Source organism: Micromonospora palythoicola (genome assembly GCF_036689795.1).
GTDB lineage: Bacteria > Actinomycetota > Actinomycetes > Mycobacteriales > Micromonosporaceae > Micromonospora > Micromonospora palythoicola.
In genome coordinates this window covers 15,451-34,480 of record NZ_JBAGKI010000005.1, presented here as the reverse complement: position 1 = coordinate 34,480, position 19,030 = coordinate 15,451, and the positions used below count along the sequence as shown (strand labels likewise).

The window sequence follows — 19,030 nt, the reverse complement described above, 5'->3', positions numbered from 1 at the left end:
GGGACGCCCGGTGGTCGGTTGCAAAGGAGACGCTGCCGGTGGCAACCATGCCCCTCCATCGTCGTGCGCCGGGACGATCCCGTCCGGGTGGCCTGCGTAGGGCCGCCCGCGGGCTGGTCGTCCTGGTAGCCGCCGCCGCGGTCGGTGCCGGCCTGCTCGCCGCCCCCGCGTACGCCGAGCCCTCGGTCGAGGAGATCGAGGCCCAGATCGACAAGCAGTGGCAGAAGCTGGAGCCCACCATCGAGCAGTACAACAAGGTGCGCTCCCAGCTGCGGGTCAACAGGCAGAAGTCGAAGAGCCTGGAGAAGAAGATCGAGCCGCTGGCCCTGGAGACCGAGCTGGCGATGAACCGGGTGGCCGACCTCGCCTCCCGGTACTACATCACCGGCCCGTCCAAGGAGATCGGTGTCGTGCTGCTCAACTCGAAGCCGAACGAGCTCGGCGAGCAGATGGCCTTCCTCGACCGGCTCGCCTCGCAGGAGCGCCGCGAGCTCGAAGGCGTCATGAAGATCCGCAAGAAGTACGACGACCAGAAGGCCAAGCTCGACGCCCTGATCGTCGACCAGGAGGCGAAGCAGAAGCAGCTGGCGGCGAAGAAGAAGCAGATCGACGCCGAGATCAAGCGGCTGGAGAAGTCGCTGCCGGTGACCACGGTCAAGACGACCAACTGCCCGACCATCAACGGTGTGGTCAGCGAGGCCGCCCGAACGGCGATCCGGACCGCCTGCGCCCAGGTCGGTAAGCCGTATGTTTGGGGTGCCACCGGGCCCAACTCGTTCGACTGCTCCGGTCTAACCCAGTACGCCTACCGGGCGGCCGGCATCTCGCTGACCCACTTCACCGGCGCACAGTGGAACGAGGGTAAGGCGATCTCCCGCTCCGACGCCCGCCCGGGTGATCTGGTCTTCTTCTTCAGCGATCTGCACCACGTGGGGCTGTATCTGGGCAACAACCAGATGGTGCACGCGGCGCGGGCCGGTAAGCCGGTCAACGTCTCGCCAATCACGACCATGCCGCTCGCCGGCTTCCGCCGACCCGGCTGAGCCACCATCGGCCGCCGCCTGAGCGGTCGCCCAGGAACGCCCGAGGGCCCCCGGTCAAGCCGACGGGGGCCTTCGTCATTGTCAGATGTCAGCACCCACAGTGATGGTGCGGCTCTGTTGCGTATCGACGCCGGTCGTCCCTACGCTGGGCAACCGTCGGCCGCTGGCAGGTCCGCCCAGCCCGGGCGGTAACGGTCCGACACCGCCGAATCGCTCGTGAGCGAGCCGGGGAACCAGGTACCTGGGGTGAATCCGTGACGGTCACGGTAGGGCGTCCCTTCCCGCCCGAACCCGTCAGCTAACCCGGTAGGCGGTAGCGGAAGAAGGAGTGCTGAGCCCGGTGGCAGATCATGCACCGCGGCCACCGTCGTCGCCGGCATGGCCCGGCCGATCGGCGGTCCCGCCGCGTTCCAGCTGGTACCGCTGCATTCTCGCCGGCCTGGCCGCGACCGCCGTGATGCTTGTCGGTGGCGCGACGCAGGCCCGGGCCGAGCCCACGGTCGCCGACATCGAGCGCCAGATCGACGAGGACTGGAATCGGCTCGAACCCGTCATCGAGCAGCACAACGCGACCCGGCAGGACCTGGCCGGCAAGCGGCGGGAGGCGGACGCGCTGGCCGCCCGGATGGCACCGCTGCAACGCCAGGTGGACGAGGCCATGGACCGGGTCGGCAAGCTCGCTGCCCGCGCCTACAAGGGCGAACACGTCCGGGTCGTCAACACGCTGCTCGGTAGCCGGTCGCCGGGCGAGGTGGTCGAGCAGCTCGGCCTGCTCGACCGGTACGCCCGCGTGCAGCAGCAGGACGTGCGGCACGCGAGCGACCTGCGCGACGAACTCGCCGAGACCAAGGCCGGCCTGGACCGCACGATCGGCGAGCTGACCCGCACCGAGGCCGATCTCGCCGAGCGGCGGCGACAGATCGACGCCGAGATCGACAGGTTGCAGCGGCTCCGGCTGCGGGCGTACGGGAAGGGTGGTGGTGGCCCGCTACGGCCGGCGCCCTGTCCGGCCAGCTACCCGGGCGGAGCGGCCGGCGAGGCCGTGACCTTCGCCTGCGCCCAGATCGGCAAGCCGTACTCCTGGGGCGCCGAGGGGCCCGACGCGTACGACTGTTCCGGGCTGACGTTGGCCGCGTGGTCGCGGGCCGGTGTCGCGCTGCCGCACAACGCGGCGCGGCAGCGTCGGGTCACCGAGGCGGTGAGTCGTGGCGCGCTGCGCCCCGGCGACCTGGTCTTCTACTACCGGGACCTGCACCATGTCGGGATGTACGTCGGCGACGGCTGGGTGGTGCACGCCTCCCGGGCGGGTCAACCGGTCAAGATGAAGCGGCTGGACAGCAGCCCGGTGCACAGCTTCGGCCGGCCCGGCTGAGGATCGCCGGTGTCAGCGGGTGGGCCAGGTGCGCCAGCTCTGCCAGGCACGACTGGGCGTCGGGCCGCGCTGACCCTGGTAGCGGGAGCCGTAGACGGCCGAACCGTACGGGTGCTCGGCCGGTGAGGAGAGCCGGAAGATGCAGAGCTGCCCGATCTTCATCCCGGGCCAGAGGGTGATCGGCAGGTTTGCCACGTTGGACAGTTCCAGGGTGACGTGACCGGAGAAGCCGGGGTCGATGAAGCCGGCGGTGGAGTGGGTGAGCAGGCCGAGTCGTCCCAGGCTGGACTTGCCTTCGAGGCGGCCGGCGAGCTGGTCGCCCAGCGAGATGACCTCGAGCGTGGAGGCGAGTACGAACTCGCCCGGGTGCAGCACGAACGCCTGGCCGTCGGGCACCTCGACGGCCGAGGTGAGGTCGTCCTGCCGGGTGGCCGGGTCGATGTGGGTGTAGAGGTGGTTGTTGAAGACCCGGAAGAGTTTGTCCAGACGCACGTCGATGCTGGAGGGCTGCACCAGAGTGGGCTCGAACGGTTCGAGCGCCAGGGTGCCCGCCTTGATCTCGGAGACCAGGTCGCGGTCGGAGAGCAGCATCGCCACACCATAGCTGCCGGTATGCGACACGCGTGTCGGACTACCCGCTTCGAACGTGTGTTCGATAGGATGTCGGCATGGCTTCCTGGTCCGAATTCGCCGCTGACGAGCCTCGACTCGCCAGCGGGATCCGCCTTCTCATGCAGCAGTACGGCCCGGGCTTCGGCTACCTGGCCACGGTCCGCGCCGACGGCGGACCCCGGGTGCACCCGGTCTCCCCGGTGATCACCGACGACGGTCTCTACTGCTTCGTTGTCGATTCACCGAAGCGGCGCGACCTGGAACGCGACGGCCGTTACGCGCTGCACTCGTTCCCGCCGGAGGAGAGCGACGACGAGGCGTACGTGGCCGGGCGGGCCCGGCCCGTCACCGATGACGCCACCGTCGCCCGGCTGGCGTTCGCGGCGCGAGCCGCCCCGCACGCCGACTGGCGCCTGTTCGAGTTCACGGTCGACGTGGCGATGCTGGCCCGACGGGAGCAGTCGGTGGCTGGGCCGAGCGAGCTGGCGTCGCGTCCGGCGGTCCAGGTCTGGCTCGACCCGGCGGGCGCCACACCCCAGGCCACGCGCTCGGTGCCGGCCCACTCCGGGCGGCATCACCGCCGCGCCGCCTGACCACACCCGCAGGTGCCGGCCCGTCCGACGGAGCCGGCACCCGCGGTACGCGGTGCGACGCTCGCGCTATGCCGCGCGGTAGGAGTTCCAGGCGTTGATCATGCGGGTGGCCTGACCCGACGTGAACTGGTACATGCAGCCGTCGTACGAGTAGTCCATGAAGTTGGTGATCGGGTCGAGGCCCGAGCTTGAGCAGGTGTCCCGGCCGGTCGGGCAGCCGCTGGCCGGCGAGGCCTCGGCCGGGGTGTCCGACACCTGGTCACCGCTGCCCGAGCAGCCGCCCTGGAAGGTGTGGTAGAGGTTCAGCCAGTGGCCGACCTCGTGGGTGCCGGTGTCACCCTGGTTGTAGTTGGTGGCGGTGCCACCGGGCAGCGACTCGCTGAGCACCACCACGCCATCCATCACGTTCAGGTTGCGCTGCGGGAAGGTCGCCCAGCCGAGCAGGTTGTTGCTCAGCGCGCCGAGGTAGATGTTGAGCGTCGCCTTGTTGCCCTGCCGCAGCTGGGTCTTCATCTGCCGCTCGGCCGACGAGCCCTGCCGGATCGGGTACCACGACGAGTTGGTCACCCGGTTGATGCTCTGCAACTGGAACGCGAAGGCGGTCGCGGCGCCACCCGTCGCACCGCTGAACGACTGGTTGAGCACGTTGATCTGGGACTGGATCATCGAGTCGGGGATGTTGCCGCCGGCCCGGGTGGTGTCCCGGCGAATCACGTGCACCACGACCGGGATGGTGACCGAGGCCGCAGCGGCCTGGGCGCTCAGCGCGCGTTGGCCAACTCGCTTGGCGCGCTCTTGCAGGATGTCGGCGAACTCGGCCTCGCGTTGGTGCACCTGGGCGAGGGTCAACTGGTTCGGATCGTGCTTGACGGCGCTGCCACCCTTGGCCCTGGCCAGGGTGCCCGTCTGATCCTCACACACCTCGTCGGCCGTGACGGCGGCCGCCGCCGGGCTCGCGGTCGTGGTGGCGGCCGGCAGGAGGCCGACCGTGGCCACGCCGAGCACCAGTGCGAGCGACGTCGATGCGATGCCGGCCGTGCGCCGGTTCAGCAGGACGGGACGCAGTCCCATATGCCCACCTCTTTCTGGCGACGCGACCGGGGGTTGTGTCGCGTCGTGCGGAAAACGTGGGGCAGACGTTACAACCGATAGACAGATTTGAACATGGCCATATGTTGCGGTCATGAAACTTCTCCCCGGCCCATCCGAAGTTCAAGATCTACGCAGTTCCCGGGATGTTGCTGCCGCCGACCCGCCGCGACACGGCAACTTCGGGGATCTTGCTGTCTGAGACCGCCCTGGCGCGACGCGCGGCGTGAGGGGTGGGGGGCCTTGGGTGCATCCGGGTGAGGGCTCGGGTAGAGTGATCCCGCTCGCGGGTGTAGTTCAATGGCAGAACATCAGCTTCCCAAGCTGACAGTGCGGGTTCGATTCCCGTCACCCGCTCCACGCACGAAGGCCCTGGTCAGGACGCGAGTCCCAATCAAAGCCTTCGACCTATCCCGGATCGCGAGCCGAGCCCCGGCGGTCGTCGGCCTTGGCAGCCATAATCCCACCATGTCCAACTCCACACGTGGTGCCCTGCTGAAGCACTTCCGATGGATCGAGGGCCACGCTGACGTGTGGGCGATATTCCGCGATGCCAAGGCACTGCGTCATGTCGTCGCAGGTCTGGTCGATCCGTTCAGGAACTCGGATGTCACCGCCATCTGCGGGATCGAGTCCCGGGGGTTCCTTCTCGGGGGCGCCGCGGCTGTGGAGTTGGGCGTCGGCTTCATCCCGGTGCGCAAGCGTGACGGGCTGTTTCCTGGCGACAAGATCACAGCGGCGGCCGAACGGGACTACCGCCAGCAGTCGCACACCTTGCGCCTGCAGCGATCCTCACTTGGCTCACACGATCGGGTTCTGCTCGTGGATGACTGGATCGAGACAGGCAACCAGGCGCTCACCGCCAGACAGATGGTCGAGCAGTGCGGCAGCAGCTGGGTGGGGTGCAGCGTCCTGGTCGATCAGCTCCATGATGATCGACGGGCGGCACTCGGCACGGTGCTGAGCCTGGTGCGGGCCGACGAGTTGCCGGTGTGGACCGGCTAGCACTCCGTGCGAGGGCGACGGGCCGTCCACCGGCACCCCGTCCGCCGATGCCGGCGGTGCCACCCACCGAGCCCCGTACGATCGTGATCATGCGAATAGGCATCGTGATCCTGCCCGACCAGCGCTGGTCGGTGGCGCGGCACCGGTGGCGACGAGCCGACGAGTGGGGCTTCGACCACGCCTGGACGTACGACCATCTGGGCTGGCGCGACCTGGTGGACGGGCCCTGGTTCGACTCGATGACCACGTTGACCGCCGCCGCGGCGGTGACCACGCGGATCAGTCTCGGCACGCTCGTCGCCTCACCGAACTTCCGGCATCCGGCGGCCTTCGCCCGACAGGTGACCGCACTGGACGACGTCTCCGACGGGCGGGCGCTGCTCGGCCTCGGCGCGGGCGGCATCGGGTTCGACGCCGCCGTCCTCGGCGGTGAGACGCTGCCCCCACGGCAACGGGTGGACCGGTTCGCCGAGTTCACCGAGTTGCTCGACACCATTCTGCGGGGAGACGGCACCACCTGGCAGGGTGACTGGTTCGCGGCGGTCGACGCGCGGAGCAGTCCGGGCTGCGTGCAGGAACCCCGGGTGCCGTTCGTGGTGGCCGCCAACGGACCCCGGTCGATGCGGATCGCGGCCCGCTTCGGGCAGGGCTGGGTGACCACCGGACCCGCCGTCGACGACCTGGACGACTGGTGGACCGGGGTGGCCGAGTTGACCAGCCGGCTCGACGCGGCCCTGGCAGCGCAGGGACGGGATCCGGCCAGTCTGGACCGCTACCTCTCGCTGGACTCGGCTCCGGTCTTCTCGCTGAGCAGCGCGCAGTTCTTCGCCGATCAGGTGGAGCGGGCGACGAGGCTCGGTTTCACCGATGTGATCACGCACTGGCCACGGGCGAGCAGCTGGTACGCCGGTGACGAGGCGGTCCTGGTGGAGGTCGCCACCCGTCTCCTGCCCGAGCTACGTCGCTGAGCCGGCGCACCTCCGGACCGGTGCGGTGGCGCGGAGCTGCGAGCCGGAGGGCGGCTCAGGTGCCGAGGTCGCCGGTGGCGATGCCGCCGGCTCCGGCGGACACCAGGCGGAAGCGCACGCAGACGACCTCGCTGTCCTCGGTGACCGGGGTGCCGACGCGAGCCCAGTAGGCGGCGTGTCCGGCCCGCCACTCCTCGATCGAGCGGTCGCCCTCGCCCTCGGCGCGGGCGAAGTCCCACGGCACCTCGGCGAACCGGGTCACCTCGACGCCGGTCACCTCGACGACGGCCACCAGCGCGTCGGCGTCGTCCACGAGGACCAGCCGCTCTCCGACGTGCTCAAGTTCCTCGTCCTCCTCGGCGTACTCACTGAGCAGGCCGGCGGTGGCGGTCTTCACGCCGGCCAGCACCAGGGTGTTGAGGCGCGACCGCAGGTCACCGGGGGTGCCGAGGGCTAGTGCGCGGAGACCGCCGATCCGTGGCCACATCCTGTCGAGGCTACCGCCCGGTCCCGCCGCGACATCGCCGACGTTCCGGTACGCCGAGCCGGTCCGCGCGGGCGCGATTGGGGGTACGGTCGATGGCCGACGACAAGGAGATGTCCATGGCGGACCGACGCGCGGTGCTCATCCCGGGACGCGGGTACGACACCCGGTACCCCCTCTTCCTCTACCTGGGCGAGGCACTGCGCCGGGTCGGTTTCGGGCTGCACGGGATCTCCTGGCAGGTGCCGGAGCAATTCGACATCGACACCATCGGCAGGTGGGTGTGTGACCAGGTCGCCCCGACCCTGACCGAGCGGACGGACCTGCTGGTCGGCAAGTCGCTCGGCACCCTCGCCGCGCCGCTCGCGGCAGGGCGGGGGCTGCCCGCCGTCTGGCTCACCCCGTTGCTGCACCGGGGTGACGTGGTCGACGCGCTGCGCCGGGCCACCGCCCCGTTCATCCTGGTCGGCGGCACCGCCGACTCGTCCTGGGACGGCGGGGTCGCCCGGCGGCTCACCCCGCACGTGTTGGAGATCCCCGGCGCCGACCACGCACTGATGGTGCCCGGGCCGCTGGCCCGTTCCGCCGAGGCACTCGGCCAGGTCTGCACCGTGGTCGAAGACTTCGTCCGCTGACCGCCGCACCCACCTGCTCGCCGTTGACCATGACGTTGTGGTCGCGCCACGCCGACGTGTGGGACAACAACTTCATGATCGACAGGGTGGGTCAGGGGGGAGGTCGGGGGTGGTGAGGAGGGCGGTGATCCTCAGCTCGGCCGCCACCGGGGGTGGGCAGGTGGCGACCACGGCGGCGGTGCCTACCGGGTCCGCTCCGCGGGCGGCGCAGATGTCGTAGACAGCGCGTACCTGAGCGGCGGTGTCCACCCAGTCGTCGACCACCAGTACCCGGTCTCCGGGGCCCAGGTGCCGGTCTCGCACCGCGAGGTCCAGGCGGCGACCGCGAAAGTCGGGTTGACTCTGCGCCCAGGTCAGCGAGCCGGTGGGCAGCCGTCCGTCACCGGACTTGTGTGCTGCCACGAACCCCACGCCGAGTGCGGCGGCGGCCAACGGCCCGAGCAGGAACCCGGTGACCGCCGGGGACACGACCACCGTGGGTCGCGTCGCCCGGAACGGCGCGACCAACGCCGGCCCCAGCGCGGCGAGCGTCCCCGGATCCCGCCACCACCCGGAGGTGTCACTGACCAGGTGACTCGCGCCCGGTCCGGGATCGACCCACTCGAACAGCTCGACGAGACGTCTTCTCAGCTCAGCGGGCATGTCACCATCCTGCGTCAGGCACCTGCCGGACACCCGCCCGCCCGGCCCACGCCGGGTCGGATGATCGGCTGCACGTATCGCCACAATTACCGGCATAACGCCATGATCACGTTGACTTCGGAAGTGCTTCTCTCGTTATGGTCCGACCCGGTTTGACCCGCTGAGAAAGGACCGGGCCGGTGGCTGGTAGGCACTCCCGTACCCGCAGGTTCACCTCGCCGGCCGGGCTCACGGCCAGCGCCGTGGTGGCGGTCGCGCTCGCCGTCGGCGGCACCGTGGGTGCCGTTCGGCTGACCGCCGAGTCGGAGCCGGTGCGACCGGCCGCGATCGACCTGTCGCCCACCACCGCGACGAGTGTCCCAGCTTCGCCGAGCGCGTCGCCGACCCCCGGCGTCAGCTCCTCGCCGAGCCCGACGGCGCGACCGAAGCCGAGCCGCACCGCGCAGGCGCCGTCCCGCAGCAAGCAACGTACGGCCAGCCCGAAACCGAAGCCGACGGCCGAGAAGACGACGGCCCGCCCGGTGGTCGACTCCGGCTCCTGCGGCGCGTCCTTCTACTGGCAGGGTCAGCTGACCGCCAACGGCGAGACGTTCGACCCGGAAGGCATGACCGCCGCCCACAAGACCCTGCCGTTCGGCACGAAGGTACGGGTCACGAACCCGGCCAACGGCAAGTCGGTCACCGTCCGGATCAACGACCGGGGTCCGTTCATCGAAGGACGCTGCCTGGACCTGGCGCGGGCCGCGTTCGGCGAGATCGCGTCGCTCGACCTCGGTCACATCGAGGTCCGCTACGAGGTGCTCGGCTGAGCCGGTGCGGCGTCGAGATCGGCTCCGGCCCCGGATCCTCGCGGCAAGATCCGTCACGTCGGAGGGGCCTGGCTCATTCTTTCGCTCACCGACATCGGGCATGCTGTCGGATGTACGTAACCAACTCCTCCAGCCGGGCCGCGGCCCGCTGAGCCCCGGATCCCGCGCCGGCCTCGGCGCGGCCCTCGTCCTGCTCGCAATCGTCTCGGCGGTCGAGCTGGCGGACGGCCGTACGGCGAACTACATCGCGCTGATGGTCGCGGCGCCGTTCCTGGCCGCCGCGCTCGCCTCGTGGCGGGTCGTGCTGGGCGTCGGTGCGGCCGCCTCCGTGCTGGGGGCGACCTTCGCCCTGGCCGAGCGGACGGTCTCGCTCTCCACCGCGGTCGCCGTGGCCGGCATCGCGCTGGGCACAGGCATCGCGGGGGCGGTGGCGGCGGTACGGCAGCGGCAGGCGGAGCAGATCGCCGAGCTGTCGAAGCTGGCCATGGTCGCGCAGCAGGCGGTGCTGCGTCCGCTCGGTCCTCGGGTGGGCGCCCTTTCCGTGGCTGGCCGGTACATCTCGTCGACCGCCCGGGCCGAGATCGGCGGCGACCTCTACGAGGCGATCGAGACCCCGTACGGCGTTCGGATGATCATTGGGGACGTGCGCGGCAAGGGCCTGGAGGCGGTCCGGCTGGCGAGCATCGTCCTCGGCTCGTACCGGCACGTGGCGTACGAGCGGGCCGATCTGCGGGCCGTGGTGGCGGATCTCGACCGGGCGGTGGCGCGCAACGTCGGCGACGAGGACTTCGTCACCGCCGCCCTGGTCGAGGAGCGTGGCGGCACGCTCACCATCGTCAACTGCGGGCACCCCGCACCGCTGCTGCTGCGCCGCGGCGCGGTGATCTCTCTTGAGCCACCGGCACCGGCGCCTCCGCTGGGGTTCATGCCCACGGTCCGGCCGAGGGTCGAACGGCTGGAGCCGGGTGACCGGCTGTTGCTGTTCACCGACGGGCTGGGCGAGGCCCGGCGGGACGGCGAGTTCTTCCCCACCGCGGACCGGGCCTGGCGGCTGCTCGGCCACGGCACGGTCGGCGACGGCCTCGCCTCGCTGGAGACCGCCCTTGTCGAATGGGTGCACGGCCGCCTCGACGACGACATCGCACTGGTCCTGATGGAGTACACGGGCTCACCTGGCAACACGACGGCGGCGGTGCCGAGTTGGGAGGTCGGCGCCGCCGAAGGGTGAGACGTCGAGGGGAGGAGACCGGCGAACCCGAACGGCAGGTGTGTAATGCCTGTCACTGGCGGGATCGGCTTGTCGCTGCCTACCCGTGAGTAATAGAGTCAGGGTTACTGATCGGTAACACCTGTCCGGAAGCGGGGCCAGCGAGATGACCCACTACAAGAGCAACCTTCGGGACCTCGAATTCAACCTGTTCGAGGTGTTCGGGGCGGACCGGGCGTTCGGCCAGGAGCCGTACTCCGACCTCGACGTCGACACCGCGCGGAGCTTCCTCGCCGAGGTCGACCGGCTGGCTCGGCAGGACCTGGCCGCCAGTTACCAGGACAGCGATCGCAACCCGCCGGTCTTCGACCCGGCCACGCACACCGCGCCGCTGCCGGAGTCGTTCAAGAAGTCGTACCGGGCCTTCATGGAGTCCGAGTTCTGGCGCCTGGACCTGCCCTCGGAGCTGGACGGCACCAACGCCCCCCGGGCGCTGTGGTGGGCGCTCGCCGAGCTGGTGCTCGGCTCGAACGCGCCGGTCTGGATGTACGCCTCCGGCCCGTCCTTCGCGCACGTGCTGCACGTCGAGGGCACCGAGCAGCAGAAGAAGTGGGCCAAGCTCTTCATCGACCGGCAGTGGGGCTCCACGATGGTGCTCACCGAGCCGGACGCCGGCTCGGACGTGGGTGCCGGCCGGGCGCGGGCGATCCCGCAGCCGGACGGCTCGTGGCACATCGAGGGCGTCAAGCGCTTCATCACCTCGGGCGAGCACGACCTGAGCGACAACATCGTCCACTACGTACTGGCCCGTCCGGTCGGCGTGGAGGGCGTGGGTGGCCCCGGTACCAAGGGCCTGTCGTTGTTCGTCGTGCCGAAGTACCACTTCGACGAGAACACCGGCGAGCTGGGCGAGCGCAACGGCGTCTTCGCGACGAACGTCGAGCACAAGATGGGCCTGAAGGTCTCCAACACCTGCGAGATCACCTTCGGCGAGCACGGCGTACCGGCCAAGGGCTGGCTGCTGGGCGAGAAGCACGACGGCATCCGGCAGATGTTCATGATCATCGAGTACGCCCGGATGATGGTCGGCACGAAGGCCATCGCCACCCTGTCCACCGGCTACCTCAACGCCCTGGAGTACGCCAAGAACCGGGTGCAGGGCGCCGACCTGACCCAGATGGCGGACAAGACCGCCGAGCGGGTGGCCATCACCGCGCATCCGGACGTGCGTCGCTCGCTGCTGCTGCAGAAGTCGTACGCCGAGGGCCTGCGGGCGCTGGTCCTCTACACGGCCACCTGGCAGGACAAGGTCGCCATGGCGGAGGCGGCCGGTGACGAGAAGGCCATCAAGCTGGCCAAGCGGGTCAACGACCTGCTTCTCCCGCTGGTCAAGGGCGTCGGCTCGGAGCGGGCGTACGAGCTGCTCGGGCACGAGTCGCTGCAGACCTTCGGGGGCTCCGGCTTCCTCCAGGACTACCCGCTGGAGCAGTACGTCCGGGACGCGAAGATCGACACGCTGTACGAGGGCACCACGGCGATCCAGAGCCTCGACCTGATCTTCCGGAAGATCGTCCGGGACAACGGCAAGGCACTCATGGCCGTGGCCGGTGAGATCCAGGAGTTCATCGCCACCGAGGCGGGCAACGGTCAGCTCAAGGAGGAGCGTCAGGCGCTCGGCAAGGCACTCGCCGAGATCCAGAACATCCTCGGCGTGATGACCGGCTGGTTGGGTGAGGCGCAGAGCGGGGACACCCGGGCGCTGTACAAGGTCGGGCTCGGCAGCCGCCGCTTCCTGCTGGCCCTCGGCGACCTGGTCGTCGGCTGGCTGTTGCAGAAGCAGGCCGACGTGGCGCTGAAGGCCCTCGCCGGTGAGGTGACCGCGGCGGACAAGGCGTTCTACACCGGAAAGGTGGCCGCCGCCCGATTCTTCGCCCGCGAGGTGCTGCCCCGCATCGGCGCCGACCGCCGCATCATCGAGTCCACCGACCTGGACATCATGGACCTCCCCACCGAGGCCTTCTAACCCCCACCCCCACCCCAACCTCCGTCTGGTTGATCATGAGGTTAGCGGCAGTTTAAGAGATCAACTTTGCCGCTAACCTCATGATCAACGGGGTGTCAATGGGGGGTGGGTGGGTATGCGTGGCGGGCCAGTCCGAGTACGCCCAGAGCAACCGCACGGGGGAGTGCCGCGCACATGGGCATTGGTAGTGGGATCTTCCTGATCGCGATCGGCGCGATCCTGACCTTCGCCATCCGGGCCAACGTCTGGTGGATCGACCTGCGGGCGGTCGGCTGGGTCTTCATCCTGGCCGGGCTGGCCGTGCTGCTCACCACGCTCTGGTTCTGGCAGGACCGGCGCAAGCGGGCCCGGACCCTCATCGTGGAGGAGAACCGGCTCTCGCATCCGACCGCGATGATGCCGCCACCGCCCGATCCACCGCCACCGACCGCGCCACCGAGCTGAACCACCGCCTCCGCACACACCGCACGTGGCCCGGCTAGCCGCGTGCGGTGTGTCGTGTCTCGATCCGGGCCGCGCCGCGGCTCAGCTCCGCCCAGGGCACGGCCGTCCGGTGCACCACGAGACCGCCGGTACGCAGCCCCTCCGGCTCCGCCCCGACCGGGTCGAGCAGTTCGGACAGCAGTGAGACACCCGGGTTGTGGGCGATCAGCAGGACCGTCGTCGCGGTAGGTGACACCTGCCGGATCAGGTGCAGCAGGTCCTCCGGATGTGCCTCGTAGGCGTCCGGCTCGTAGCGGATCGCCGGAGCCGGGCCGGCCGGACCGCTCTCCGGCGGTGCGCCGGTGATCCCCGACTGGACGTCGTGCCACGTCTGTCTGGTTCGTACGGCCGCCGAGCAGAGCACGACGTCCGGCAGCAGCCCCTGCCTGGCGAGCCACGCCCCGGCTGCCGCGGCGTCCGCCCGGCCGCGAGCGGCCAGCGGACGTTCGACGTCGGGACGGTCCGGGGTGGGCGGTTCGGCCTTGGCGTGCCGCAGCAGCACCAGTGTCCGCTCGTGGGGCGGGCTGTCCGTCATGTCTCCAGCTTGCCCGATTGGCGATCTCCGTGCCGGGGTAAGTCGGTCGGTGCCGCAACCTCATCCGTGGCCGCGGCGGAGTGGAATGCCAGCTTCGATAGCCAAGGAGACGACGAGATGGGCATCGGTGGCAGTATCTTCCTGATCGCGCTGGGTGCGATCTTCGCGTTCGCCGTGGAGGCGGACCTGGGCTGGCTCAACCTGAGCGTCGTCGGCTGGGTGCTGATGCTCGCGGGTGTCGCCGGGCTGATCGTGACCCTCTACTTCTGGAACTCGCGGCGGCGTGCGGTCGTCGCGCCGGTGCGCGAGGAACGGGTGGTGGCCGAGCGTGCCGTGCCGGTCCGGGACGACCGGGTGGTCCAGGAGTACCGCGAGGTGCGCCGGCCCGGCCCCACGATCTGACCCGCATCCGAAAGACCCAGCGGGGGTGGTGAGCGACGAGGCTCACCACCCCCGTTGTCGGTGGGTGCCGCGCCGGCTCAGGCGAACAGTGCGAAGTAGATGGCGATGTGGTGGCAGATGGCCGCGACCAGGGTGCAGGCGTGGAAGAACTCGTGGTGGCCGAAGACGGTGGGCCACGGATTGGGGCGACGCAGCGCGTAGAAGACCGCCCCCACGGTGTAGATCCCGCCGCCCACCGCGAGCAGCACCAGGGCGGTGACGCCGCCCTGGTGGAGGATGTCGGGCAGCATCGCCACCGACACCCAGCCGAGGGCGACGTACAGCGGCGCGGAGATCCACCGGTTGGCGTGCGGCCAGATCAGCTTGAGCGCCACGCCGCCCAGGGCGCCGCCCCAGACGATCGACAGCATCATGACGGCGGCCCGGGTCTCCAGCAGCAGCAGGCAGAACGGTGTGTACGTGCCGGCGATGAACAGGAAGATCATCGAGTGGTCCATCCGGCGCATGACCGCATAGCCGCGGGTCGACCACACCCGACGGTGGTACAACGCGCTGGTGCCGAAGAGGCCGCAGACGGTGAAGCTGTAGACGGCGGAGCTGACCAGGGGTGTCCAGCCCGGGCGGGTGGCGGCGATCGAACAGAGCACGATGCCGCAGACCAGGGCGACAAAGAAGGCGTACGTGTGCAGCCAGCCGCGCATCCGGGGTTTCCCGATGTCGACCGGCTTGAGCCGGGGGCGTGCTGAGGTGGTCACGCCCATAGGTTACGGCAGCGTAGGTTACTTTCGGGTAGTGCAACTGGTCACGTCGTCCGACAGGTAGCCGACGCGGACGTTTCCGCTCGTCCGGGAGGATGGTGGGATGCGGATCAGAACGGTCGGCACCCGGGCACTCCTGCTCGACCTCGCCAGTCCGGAGGACACTGACACTCCCGGATCGGTAACCGATGTGGCCGCCGTCGTCGAGGCGTGGCGGGCGGAGTTGTGGCGCCGCCGTGAACTCGGCGAACTGGTCGCCGTCGAGATCGTTCCGGCCGCCGCCACGGTGCTGCTCGACGGCGTACCCGACCCGCCGGCCACCGCCGCCCGGATCGCCACCTGGACCACCACCGCGCCACCGGTCGAAAGGGCCGCGACCGCGCCCACCGCCGCCGCACCCGCCCGTCTCGTCGAGGTGCCCGTGACCTTTGACGGGGAAGACCTGAGCCGGGTGGCCGATCACTGGCGCACGGACGGACCCGGGGTGGTACGTCGCCTGCGGGTCACCGAGTTCCAGGTCGCCTTCTGCGGCTTCGCACCCGGCTTCGGATACCTCACCGGGCTGCCCGCCGAGCTGGCGGTGCCCCGGCTGGCGACACCCCGCGCACGGGTGCCGGCCGGCTCGGTCGCGCTTGCCGGTCCGTACGCGGGCGTCTACCCCACCGCGTCCCCCGGCGGGTGGCTGCTGGTCGGGCGCACCGAGGTGACCCTCTTCGACGTGACGGCGGACCCGCCGGCCCTGCTCAGCCCCGGCACCCGGGTCCGGCTGGTGGACCGGTGAGCGGCCTCCTCGAAGTGCTCCGGGCCGGGGCGTTGACCACCGTGCAGGATCTCGGCCGACCGGGCTGGGCACACCTCGGCGTACCCCGTTCCGGTGCCCTCGACCCGGCGGCGCTGCGCCTGGCCAACCGGCTGGTCGGCAACCCGGAGCAGGCGGCCGGGCTGGAGATCACCCTGACCGGCTGCGAGCTGCGACCCAGCCGGGCCACCACCGTCGCCGTGGTCGGTGCCGACGCCGACGTGCGGGTCGGCCAGCGTCCCGGCGACACCGGTCGCCCACTGGCCGTCCCACGCGGGGCGGTGCTGCGCATCGGCCCCGCCCGACGGGGCCTGCGCTGCTGGCTCGCGGTGGCCGGTGGCATCGCCGTCACACCGGTGCTCGGCAGCCGCTCCACCGACACCCTCGCCGGGCTCGGACCGGCCCCGCTACGCGACGGCGACCAGCTGCCGCTGGGTGCCCCCGCCGGCCCGCCCGCCCCGGTCGACGTCACCGTGCCGGTGGCGTCGCCGCCGGAGCTGCGGCTCACCGTACGACTCGGACCTCGGCACGACTGGTTCACCCCGGCGGCACTGGACCGGCTGCTCGGCACGGCGTACCAGGTGAGTCCGTTGAGCAACCGGGTCGGCGCGCGCCTGAGCGGCGCGCCGCTACCCCGCTCGGTGGCCGGGGAGCTGCCGAGCGAAGGACTCGTGCTCGGCGCGGTGCAGGTGCCGGCGGACGGTCAGCCACTCGTCTTCCTCGCCGACCATCCCACCACCGGCGGATACCCGGTCATCGCGGTGGTGGCGGACGTGACCCCGCTCGCACAGGCCCGCCCAGGCACTACGGTGAGATTTCATGGACCTCAACGCTGATCTCGGCGAGGGCTTCGGCATCTGGCGTCTCGGCGACGACCAGGCCCTGCTGGACCTGGTCACCTCGGCCAACGTCGCCTGCGGCTTCCATGCCGGCGACCCGGCCACGATGCGCCGGGTCTGCGCCGCCGCCGCCGAGCGGGGAGTCGCCGTCGGAGCCCAGGTCGGGTACCGGGACCTCGCCGGCTTCGGCCGGCGGCACATCGAGTACGAGTTCGCCGAGCTGCGCGACGAGGTGCTCTACCAGCTCGGTGCGCTGAACGCCTTCTGCCGGGCGTACCGCACCCGGGTTCGCTACCTCAAGCCGCACGGGGCGCTCTACCACGCGGCGGCCAGCGAGGAACTGCCAGCGGCGGCCCTGCTGGCCGCGATCGAGGACCACGACCCGGAGTTGCCCGTCCTCTGCCCGCCCGGTTCGGTCCTCGCCCAGCTCGCCCAGGGCGCCGGGGTCCGGGTGGTGGCCGAGGGCTTCGCCGACCGCAACTACCTGCCCAACGGTCGCCTGGTACCGCGCACCTTCCCGGACGCGCTGGTCACCGACCCGCAGGAGGTGGCCCGCCGGGCGGTGCGGATGGCCACCGAGCGGGTCGTGACGACCGTCGACGGCGGTACGGTCCCGTGCGTGGTGGAGTCGGTCTGCCTGCACGGCGACACCCCCGGGGCGGTGGCCGCCGCGGAACTCGTCCGCGCCGCCCTGGTCGACGCCGGGGTCACCCCCGCCCCGTTCGCCTGAGGTGCGAGGCAGAGCACCGTGGTCGGGCGTCAGCCGGCGTCCATGCCGCGCAGGACCAACGGCAGCCGGCCGGCGCCGCCGTCGACCACCCGCACCGGTACGCCCCAGTCCTGCCGGGTCAGATGGCAGGCCGCGTGCTCCACATCGGCATCGCAGGTGGCCGCCTGGGCGGTGACCTGAAGCACCCCGTCGGGCACCGATCCGTCGATCACCAGCCGCCGGGACAGCTCCGTGCCGGTGCCCGCCCCCTCGACCAGCAGCTCCGGTGGCGACGCCGAGACGACGAGCCGGGTGGACGGTCCGAAGGTGTCGTCCAGCTTCTGCCCGGGGGTCGGCGTGAAGACGACGTCCAGGACCACCTCACCCGCGCTCAACTCCGTCGGCCTGCGCTCGGTACGGTGCCGGGGACCGTCGACGGTCTCCGCGCCGGCCGCCGAGAGCGCACCAGGAGCCAGCCGGGTGATCCGGTGCGCCGCCGACTCCACCACCAGCACCGCGCCGTCGGCGGTGCGGACCAGGTCGCTGGGCTCGGCCAGACCGGCGGCGACGGTGGCGACCCGGTCGTCGGCCGGGTCGTACCGGCGTACCGCGCCGTTGTAGGTATCGGCGATCAGGACCGAGCCGTCGGGCAGGGCGCAGACGCCGAGCGGGTGCTGGAGCAGGGCCTGCGCCGCCGGCCCGTCCACGTGCCCGAAGTCGAAGAGGCCCTGACCCACGGCGCTACCCAGGACACCGTTCTCGACGTAGCGGATGGCGCTGGTCTCGCTGTCGGCGACCCACAGCCGGCTGCCGTCGGCGGAGACGGCGAGCCCGGACGGTTGGGCCAGCCACGCCTCGGCCAGTGGCCCGTCGCGCAGCGCCTCCACGGTCGTGCCGGCGTACATGCCGGCGGTGCGCCTGATCGGGTCGAACCACCAGAGCTGGTGGATGCCGGCCATGGCGATGACGATCCGGTCGTCGTACCAGGCGAGATCCCAGGGAGAGGAGAGGTCGACCGAGCGGGCGTCGTGTGCGTGGTCGTCGACCGTCGACCGCCACTGCCGCCCGGTGCCGGCCACGGTGAGCACCTCGCCGGTGGCCAGCCGGACGCCCCGCAGCAGGTGGTTGACGGTGTCGGCGACCACCAGGTCGTAGCCGGCGACCTCGGCCACGTGCGGCGGCAGCAGACCCAACCCCTGCGGCTCGGAGAAGGTCGCGACACCGGCACCACCGTCGGTCCGGCCCCGCTCACCGGTGCCGATGGTCCGGACGACGGTCTCGGCGTCGGCGGCCAACTCGACCAGGCGGTGCCGCGCCGAGTCGGAGACCAGCAGGCCGCCGTCGGGCAGGACCACCGCCTTGCCGGGGAAGCGCAGGGTGGTCTCCGGCTCGGTGACCGGGACGTACGGGCCGTCGCCCCGGTGCAGCGTGCCCTTGGCCTCGTGGGTGGCGATCAGGTCGTCGATCAGCCGGGTCAGCCCGTCGGCGTGACCCTCGCCCGCCATGGTGGCCACCACGTACCCTTCCGGGTCGATCACGGCGAGGGTCGGCCAGGCGCGGGCCGCGTACTGCTGCCACATGTCGAGTTCGGGGTCGTCGAGGACCGGGTGGTGCACGCCGTACCGCTCGACGGCGGCGGCCAGCGCGTCGGCGTCCTTCTCGTGCTCGAACTTCGGCGAGTGCACCCCGATCACCACCAGGACGTCGGCGTACTTCTGCTCAAGAGGACGCAGCTCGTCGAGCACGTGCAGGCAGTTGATGCAGCAGAAGGTCCAGAAATCCGCTATGACGATCTTGCCTCGGAGGTCGGCGAGCGTCAGCCGCCGCCCGCCGGTGTTCAGCCAGGCCCGACCCCGCAGTTCGGGAGCCCGCACGCGTGCACTCATGACCCCATCGTGCCCTACCGGCGGACGCCCACCAGCGCGAAGGGGGGAGCCCGGGGAGGCGCGACGAGCACGGATTGCCGCAACGCGGGCTCTCACGCCGGCCGGAAGGCGCGACTTGCCGCGAACTGCGAGCTTGG

General features: G+C 70.9%; 21 protein-coding genes, 1 tRNA gene and 1 riboswitch. Of the genes, 15 read left to right on the top strand and 7 right to left on the bottom strand.

The window, feature by feature from the left end:
• Positions 1–47: 47 nt before the first annotated feature.
• On the top strand, positions 48–1,043 hold the full coding sequence (locus V5O40_RS03580) for a C40 family peptidase (RefSeq protein ID WP_332904124.1): 996 nt from the start codon (positions 48–50) through the stop codon (positions 1,041–1,043).
• A gap of 193 nt (positions 1,044–1,236) precedes the next feature.
• Positions 1,237–1,371, top strand: a riboswitch (cyclic di-AMP (ydaO/yuaA leader).
• Positions 1,372–1,383: 12 nt separating this feature from the next.
• Positions 1,384–2,415 (top strand): NlpC/P60 family protein, encoded by a 1,032-nt coding sequence (locus V5O40_RS03575; protein WP_332904123.1) that lies wholly within the window; start codon positions 1,384–1,386, stop codon positions 2,413–2,415.
• A gap of 12 nt (positions 2,416–2,427) precedes the next feature.
• On the opposite strand, the gene dcd is transcribed toward V5O40_RS03575, so the two are convergent.
• A complete protein-coding gene (gene dcd / locus V5O40_RS03570; RefSeq protein ID WP_093409429.1) occupies positions 2,428–3,006 on the bottom strand; it encodes a dCTP deaminase in 579 nt (192 codons plus the stop codon).
• 77 nt (positions 3,007–3,083) lie between these two features.
• Between dcd and V5O40_RS03565 the strand changes: the two genes are divergently transcribed.
• On the top strand, positions 3,084–3,620 hold the full coding sequence (locus tag V5O40_RS03565; RefSeq protein WP_332904122.1) for a pyridoxamine 5'-phosphate oxidase family protein: 537 nt from the start codon (positions 3,084–3,086) through the stop codon (positions 3,618–3,620).
• Between the two features lie 66 nt (positions 3,621–3,686).
• Here the strand turns inward: V5O40_RS03565 and V5O40_RS03560 are convergent, their stop codons facing one another.
• Positions 3,687–4,691, bottom strand: a complete 1,005-nt coding sequence (locus V5O40_RS03560; protein ID WP_332904121.1) for a zinc metalloprotease — start codon at positions 4,689–4,691, stop codon at positions 3,687–3,689.
• Positions 4,692–4,995: 304 nt separating this feature from the next.
• Between V5O40_RS03560 and V5O40_RS03555 the strand changes: the two genes are divergently transcribed.
• The 3 genes from V5O40_RS03555 to V5O40_RS03545 all read left to right on the top strand — a co-directional run bounded on the left by V5O40_RS03555 (position 4,996) and on the right by V5O40_RS03545 (position 6,682).
• Positions 4,996–5,069, top strand: a tRNA-Gly gene (locus V5O40_RS03555).
• Positions 5,070–5,177: 108 nt separating this feature from the next.
• On the top strand, positions 5,178–5,714 hold the full coding sequence (locus tag V5O40_RS03550; protein WP_332904120.1) for a phosphoribosyltransferase family protein: 537 nt from the start codon (positions 5,178–5,180) through the stop codon (positions 5,712–5,714).
• 47 nt (positions 5,715–5,761) lie between these two features.
• Positions 5,762–6,682 carry an LLM class flavin-dependent oxidoreductase gene (locus V5O40_RS03545; RefSeq protein WP_332904119.1) on the top strand — a complete coding sequence of 307 codons (921 nt, stop codon included), beginning with the start codon at positions 5,762–5,764 and terminating at the stop codon, positions 6,680–6,682.
• A 55-nt stretch (positions 6,683–6,737) separates the two neighbouring features.
• Here V5O40_RS03545 and V5O40_RS03540 read toward each other — a convergent pair whose 3' ends face one another.
• Positions 6,738–7,169: an ASCH domain-containing protein gene (locus V5O40_RS03540; RefSeq protein WP_332904118.1), complete on the bottom strand. Its 432-nt coding sequence runs from the start codon at positions 7,167–7,169 to the stop codon at positions 6,738–6,740.
• A gap of 116 nt (positions 7,170–7,285) precedes the next feature.
• Between V5O40_RS03540 and V5O40_RS03535 the strand changes: the two genes are divergently transcribed.
• Positions 7,286–7,801 carry an alpha/beta fold hydrolase gene (locus tag V5O40_RS03535; RefSeq protein WP_332904117.1) on the top strand — a complete coding sequence of 172 codons (516 nt, stop codon included), beginning with the start codon at positions 7,286–7,288 and terminating at the stop codon, positions 7,799–7,801.
• Between the two features lie 72 nt (positions 7,802–7,873).
• Here the strand turns inward: V5O40_RS03535 and V5O40_RS03530 are convergent, their stop codons facing one another.
• On the bottom strand, positions 7,874–8,443 hold the full coding sequence (locus V5O40_RS03530) for a phosphoribosyltransferase family protein (RefSeq protein WP_332904116.1): 570 nt from the start codon (positions 8,441–8,443) through the stop codon (positions 7,874–7,876).
• A 179-nt stretch (positions 8,444–8,622) separates the two neighbouring features.
• On the opposite strand from V5O40_RS03530, the gene V5O40_RS03525 reads away from it, so the two are divergent.
• The 4 genes from V5O40_RS03525 (at position 8,623) to V5O40_RS03510 (ending at position 12,926) form a co-directional block, all read left to right on the top strand.
• On the top strand, positions 8,623–9,252 hold the full coding sequence (locus V5O40_RS03525) for a septal ring lytic transglycosylase RlpA family protein (RefSeq protein ID WP_332904115.1): 630 nt from the start codon (positions 8,623–8,625) through the stop codon (positions 9,250–9,252).
• Positions 9,253–9,352: 100 nt separating this feature from the next.
• Positions 9,353–10,480 carry a PP2C family protein-serine/threonine phosphatase gene (locus tag V5O40_RS03520; RefSeq protein ID WP_332904114.1) on the top strand — a complete coding sequence of 376 codons (1,128 nt, stop codon included), beginning with the start codon at positions 9,353–9,355 and terminating at the stop codon, positions 10,478–10,480.
• A gap of 145 nt (positions 10,481–10,625) precedes the next feature.
• Complete coding sequence (locus V5O40_RS03515; protein WP_332904113.1) at positions 10,626–12,482, top strand: acyl-CoA dehydrogenase; 1,857 nt, start codon at positions 10,626–10,628, stop codon at positions 12,480–12,482.
• 174 nt (positions 12,483–12,656) lie between these two features.
• Positions 12,657–12,926, top strand: a complete 270-nt coding sequence (locus V5O40_RS03510; protein WP_088996804.1) for a DUF6458 family protein — start codon at positions 12,657–12,659, stop codon at positions 12,924–12,926.
• Positions 12,927–12,960: 34 nt separating this feature from the next.
• On the opposite strand, the gene V5O40_RS03505 is transcribed toward V5O40_RS03510, so the two are convergent.
• Complete coding sequence (locus V5O40_RS03505) at positions 12,961–13,500, bottom strand: SixA phosphatase family protein (RefSeq protein WP_332904112.1); 540 nt, start codon at positions 13,498–13,500, stop codon at positions 12,961–12,963.
• Between the two features lie 117 nt (positions 13,501–13,617).
• On the opposite strand from V5O40_RS03505, the gene V5O40_RS03500 reads away from it, so the two are divergent.
• Complete coding sequence (locus V5O40_RS03500) at positions 13,618–13,902, top strand: DUF6458 family protein (RefSeq protein ID WP_164448696.1); 285 nt, start codon at positions 13,618–13,620, stop codon at positions 13,900–13,902.
• Between the two features lie 77 nt (positions 13,903–13,979).
• On the opposite strand, the gene trhA is transcribed toward V5O40_RS03500, so the two are convergent.
• The gene (gene trhA, locus V5O40_RS03495; protein ID WP_332904111.1) at positions 13,980–14,657 is read right to left on the bottom strand and encodes a PAQR family membrane homeostasis protein TrhA; all 678 of its coding nucleotides are present in this window, start codon (positions 14,655–14,657) and stop codon (positions 13,980–13,982) included.
• Positions 14,658–14,763: 106 nt separating this feature from the next.
• Here trhA and V5O40_RS03490 point away from each other — a divergent pair, with 106 nt between their 5' ends.
• Genes V5O40_RS03490 through V5O40_RS03480 form a run of 3 tightly spaced genes read left to right on the top strand, consistent with a single transcriptional unit; the run spans position 14,764 to position 17,028 of the window.
• Positions 14,764–15,441: a 5-oxoprolinase subunit B family protein gene (locus V5O40_RS03490; protein WP_332904110.1), complete on the top strand. Its 678-nt coding sequence runs from the start codon at positions 14,764–14,766 to the stop codon at positions 15,439–15,441.
• The gene (locus V5O40_RS03485) at positions 15,339–16,295 is read left to right on the top strand and encodes a 5-oxoprolinase subunit C family protein (RefSeq protein ID WP_408631822.1); all 957 of its coding nucleotides are present in this window, start codon (positions 15,339–15,341) and stop codon (positions 16,293–16,295) included. The genes V5O40_RS03490 and V5O40_RS03485 overlap by 103 nt, the downstream gene beginning before the upstream one ends.
• Positions 16,279–17,028, top strand: a complete 750-nt coding sequence (locus V5O40_RS03480) for a LamB/YcsF family protein (protein WP_332904108.1) — start codon at positions 16,279–16,281, stop codon at positions 17,026–17,028. Before V5O40_RS03485 ends, V5O40_RS03480 begins: the two co-directional genes overlap by 17 nt.
• A gap of 29 nt (positions 17,029–17,057) precedes the next feature.
• On the opposite strand, the gene V5O40_RS03475 is transcribed toward V5O40_RS03480, so the two are convergent.
• Positions 17,058–18,893 carry an NHL domain-containing thioredoxin family protein gene (locus V5O40_RS03475; protein ID WP_332904107.1) on the bottom strand — a complete coding sequence of 612 codons (1,836 nt, stop codon included), beginning with the start codon at positions 18,891–18,893 and terminating at the stop codon, positions 17,058–17,060.
• Positions 18,894–19,030: the final 137 nt, after the last annotated feature.

What these genes read in the sequence shown, in the direction of transcription:
- V5O40_RS03580 (WP_332904124.1), top strand. Translation starts at nt 48, where the DNA reads ATGCCCCTCCATCGTCGTGCGCCGGGACGATCCCGTCCGGGTGGCCTG.
- dcd (WP_093409429.1), bottom strand. Translation starts at nt 3,006, where the DNA reads ATGCTGCTCTCCGACCGCGACCTGGTCTCCGAGATCAAGGCGGGCACC.
- V5O40_RS03565 (WP_332904122.1), top strand. Translation starts at nt 3,084, where the DNA reads ATGGCTTCCTGGTCCGAATTCGCCGCTGACGAGCCTCGACTCGCCAGC.
- V5O40_RS03560 (WP_332904121.1), bottom strand. Translation starts at nt 4,691, where the DNA reads ATGGGACTGCGTCCCGTCCTGCTGAACCGGCGCACGGCCGGCATCGCA.
- V5O40_RS03550 (WP_332904120.1), top strand. Translation starts at nt 5,178, where the DNA reads ATGTCCAACTCCACACGTGGTGCCCTGCTGAAGCACTTCCGATGGATC.
- V5O40_RS03545 (WP_332904119.1), top strand. Translation starts at nt 5,762, where the DNA reads ATGCCGGCGGTGCCACCCACCGAGCCCCGTACGATCGTGATCATGCGA.
- V5O40_RS03540 (WP_332904118.1), bottom strand. Translation starts at nt 7,169, where the DNA reads ATGTGGCCACGGATCGGCGGTCTCCGCGCACTAGCCCTCGGCACCCCC.
- V5O40_RS03535 (WP_332904117.1), top strand. Translation starts at nt 7,286, where the DNA reads ATGGCGGACCGACGCGCGGTGCTCATCCCGGGACGCGGGTACGACACC.
- V5O40_RS03530 (WP_332904116.1), bottom strand. Translation starts at nt 8,443, where the DNA reads ATGCCCGCTGAGCTGAGAAGACGTCTCGTCGAGCTGTTCGAGTGGGTC.
- V5O40_RS03520 (WP_332904114.1), top strand. Translation starts at nt 9,353, where the DNA reads ATGCTGTCGGATGTACGTAACCAACTCCTCCAGCCGGGCCGCGGCCCG.
- V5O40_RS03515 (WP_332904113.1), top strand. Translation starts at nt 10,626, where the DNA reads ATGACCCACTACAAGAGCAACCTTCGGGACCTCGAATTCAACCTGTTC.
- V5O40_RS03510 (WP_088996804.1), top strand. Translation starts at nt 12,657, where the DNA reads ATGGGCATTGGTAGTGGGATCTTCCTGATCGCGATCGGCGCGATCCTG.
- V5O40_RS03505 (WP_332904112.1), bottom strand. Translation starts at nt 13,500, where the DNA reads ATGACGGACAGCCCGCCCCACGAGCGGACACTGGTGCTGCTGCGGCAC.
- V5O40_RS03500 (WP_164448696.1), top strand. Translation starts at nt 13,618, where the DNA reads ATGGGCATCGGTGGCAGTATCTTCCTGATCGCGCTGGGTGCGATCTTC.
- V5O40_RS03490 (WP_332904110.1), top strand. Translation starts at nt 14,764, where the DNA reads ATGCGGATCAGAACGGTCGGCACCCGGGCACTCCTGCTCGACCTCGCC.
- V5O40_RS03480 (WP_332904108.1), top strand. Translation starts at nt 16,279, where the DNA reads ATGGACCTCAACGCTGATCTCGGCGAGGGCTTCGGCATCTGGCGTCTC.
- V5O40_RS03475 (WP_332904107.1), bottom strand. Translation starts at nt 18,893, where the DNA reads ATGAGTGCACGCGTGCGGGCTCCCGAACTGCGGGGTCGGGCCTGGCTG.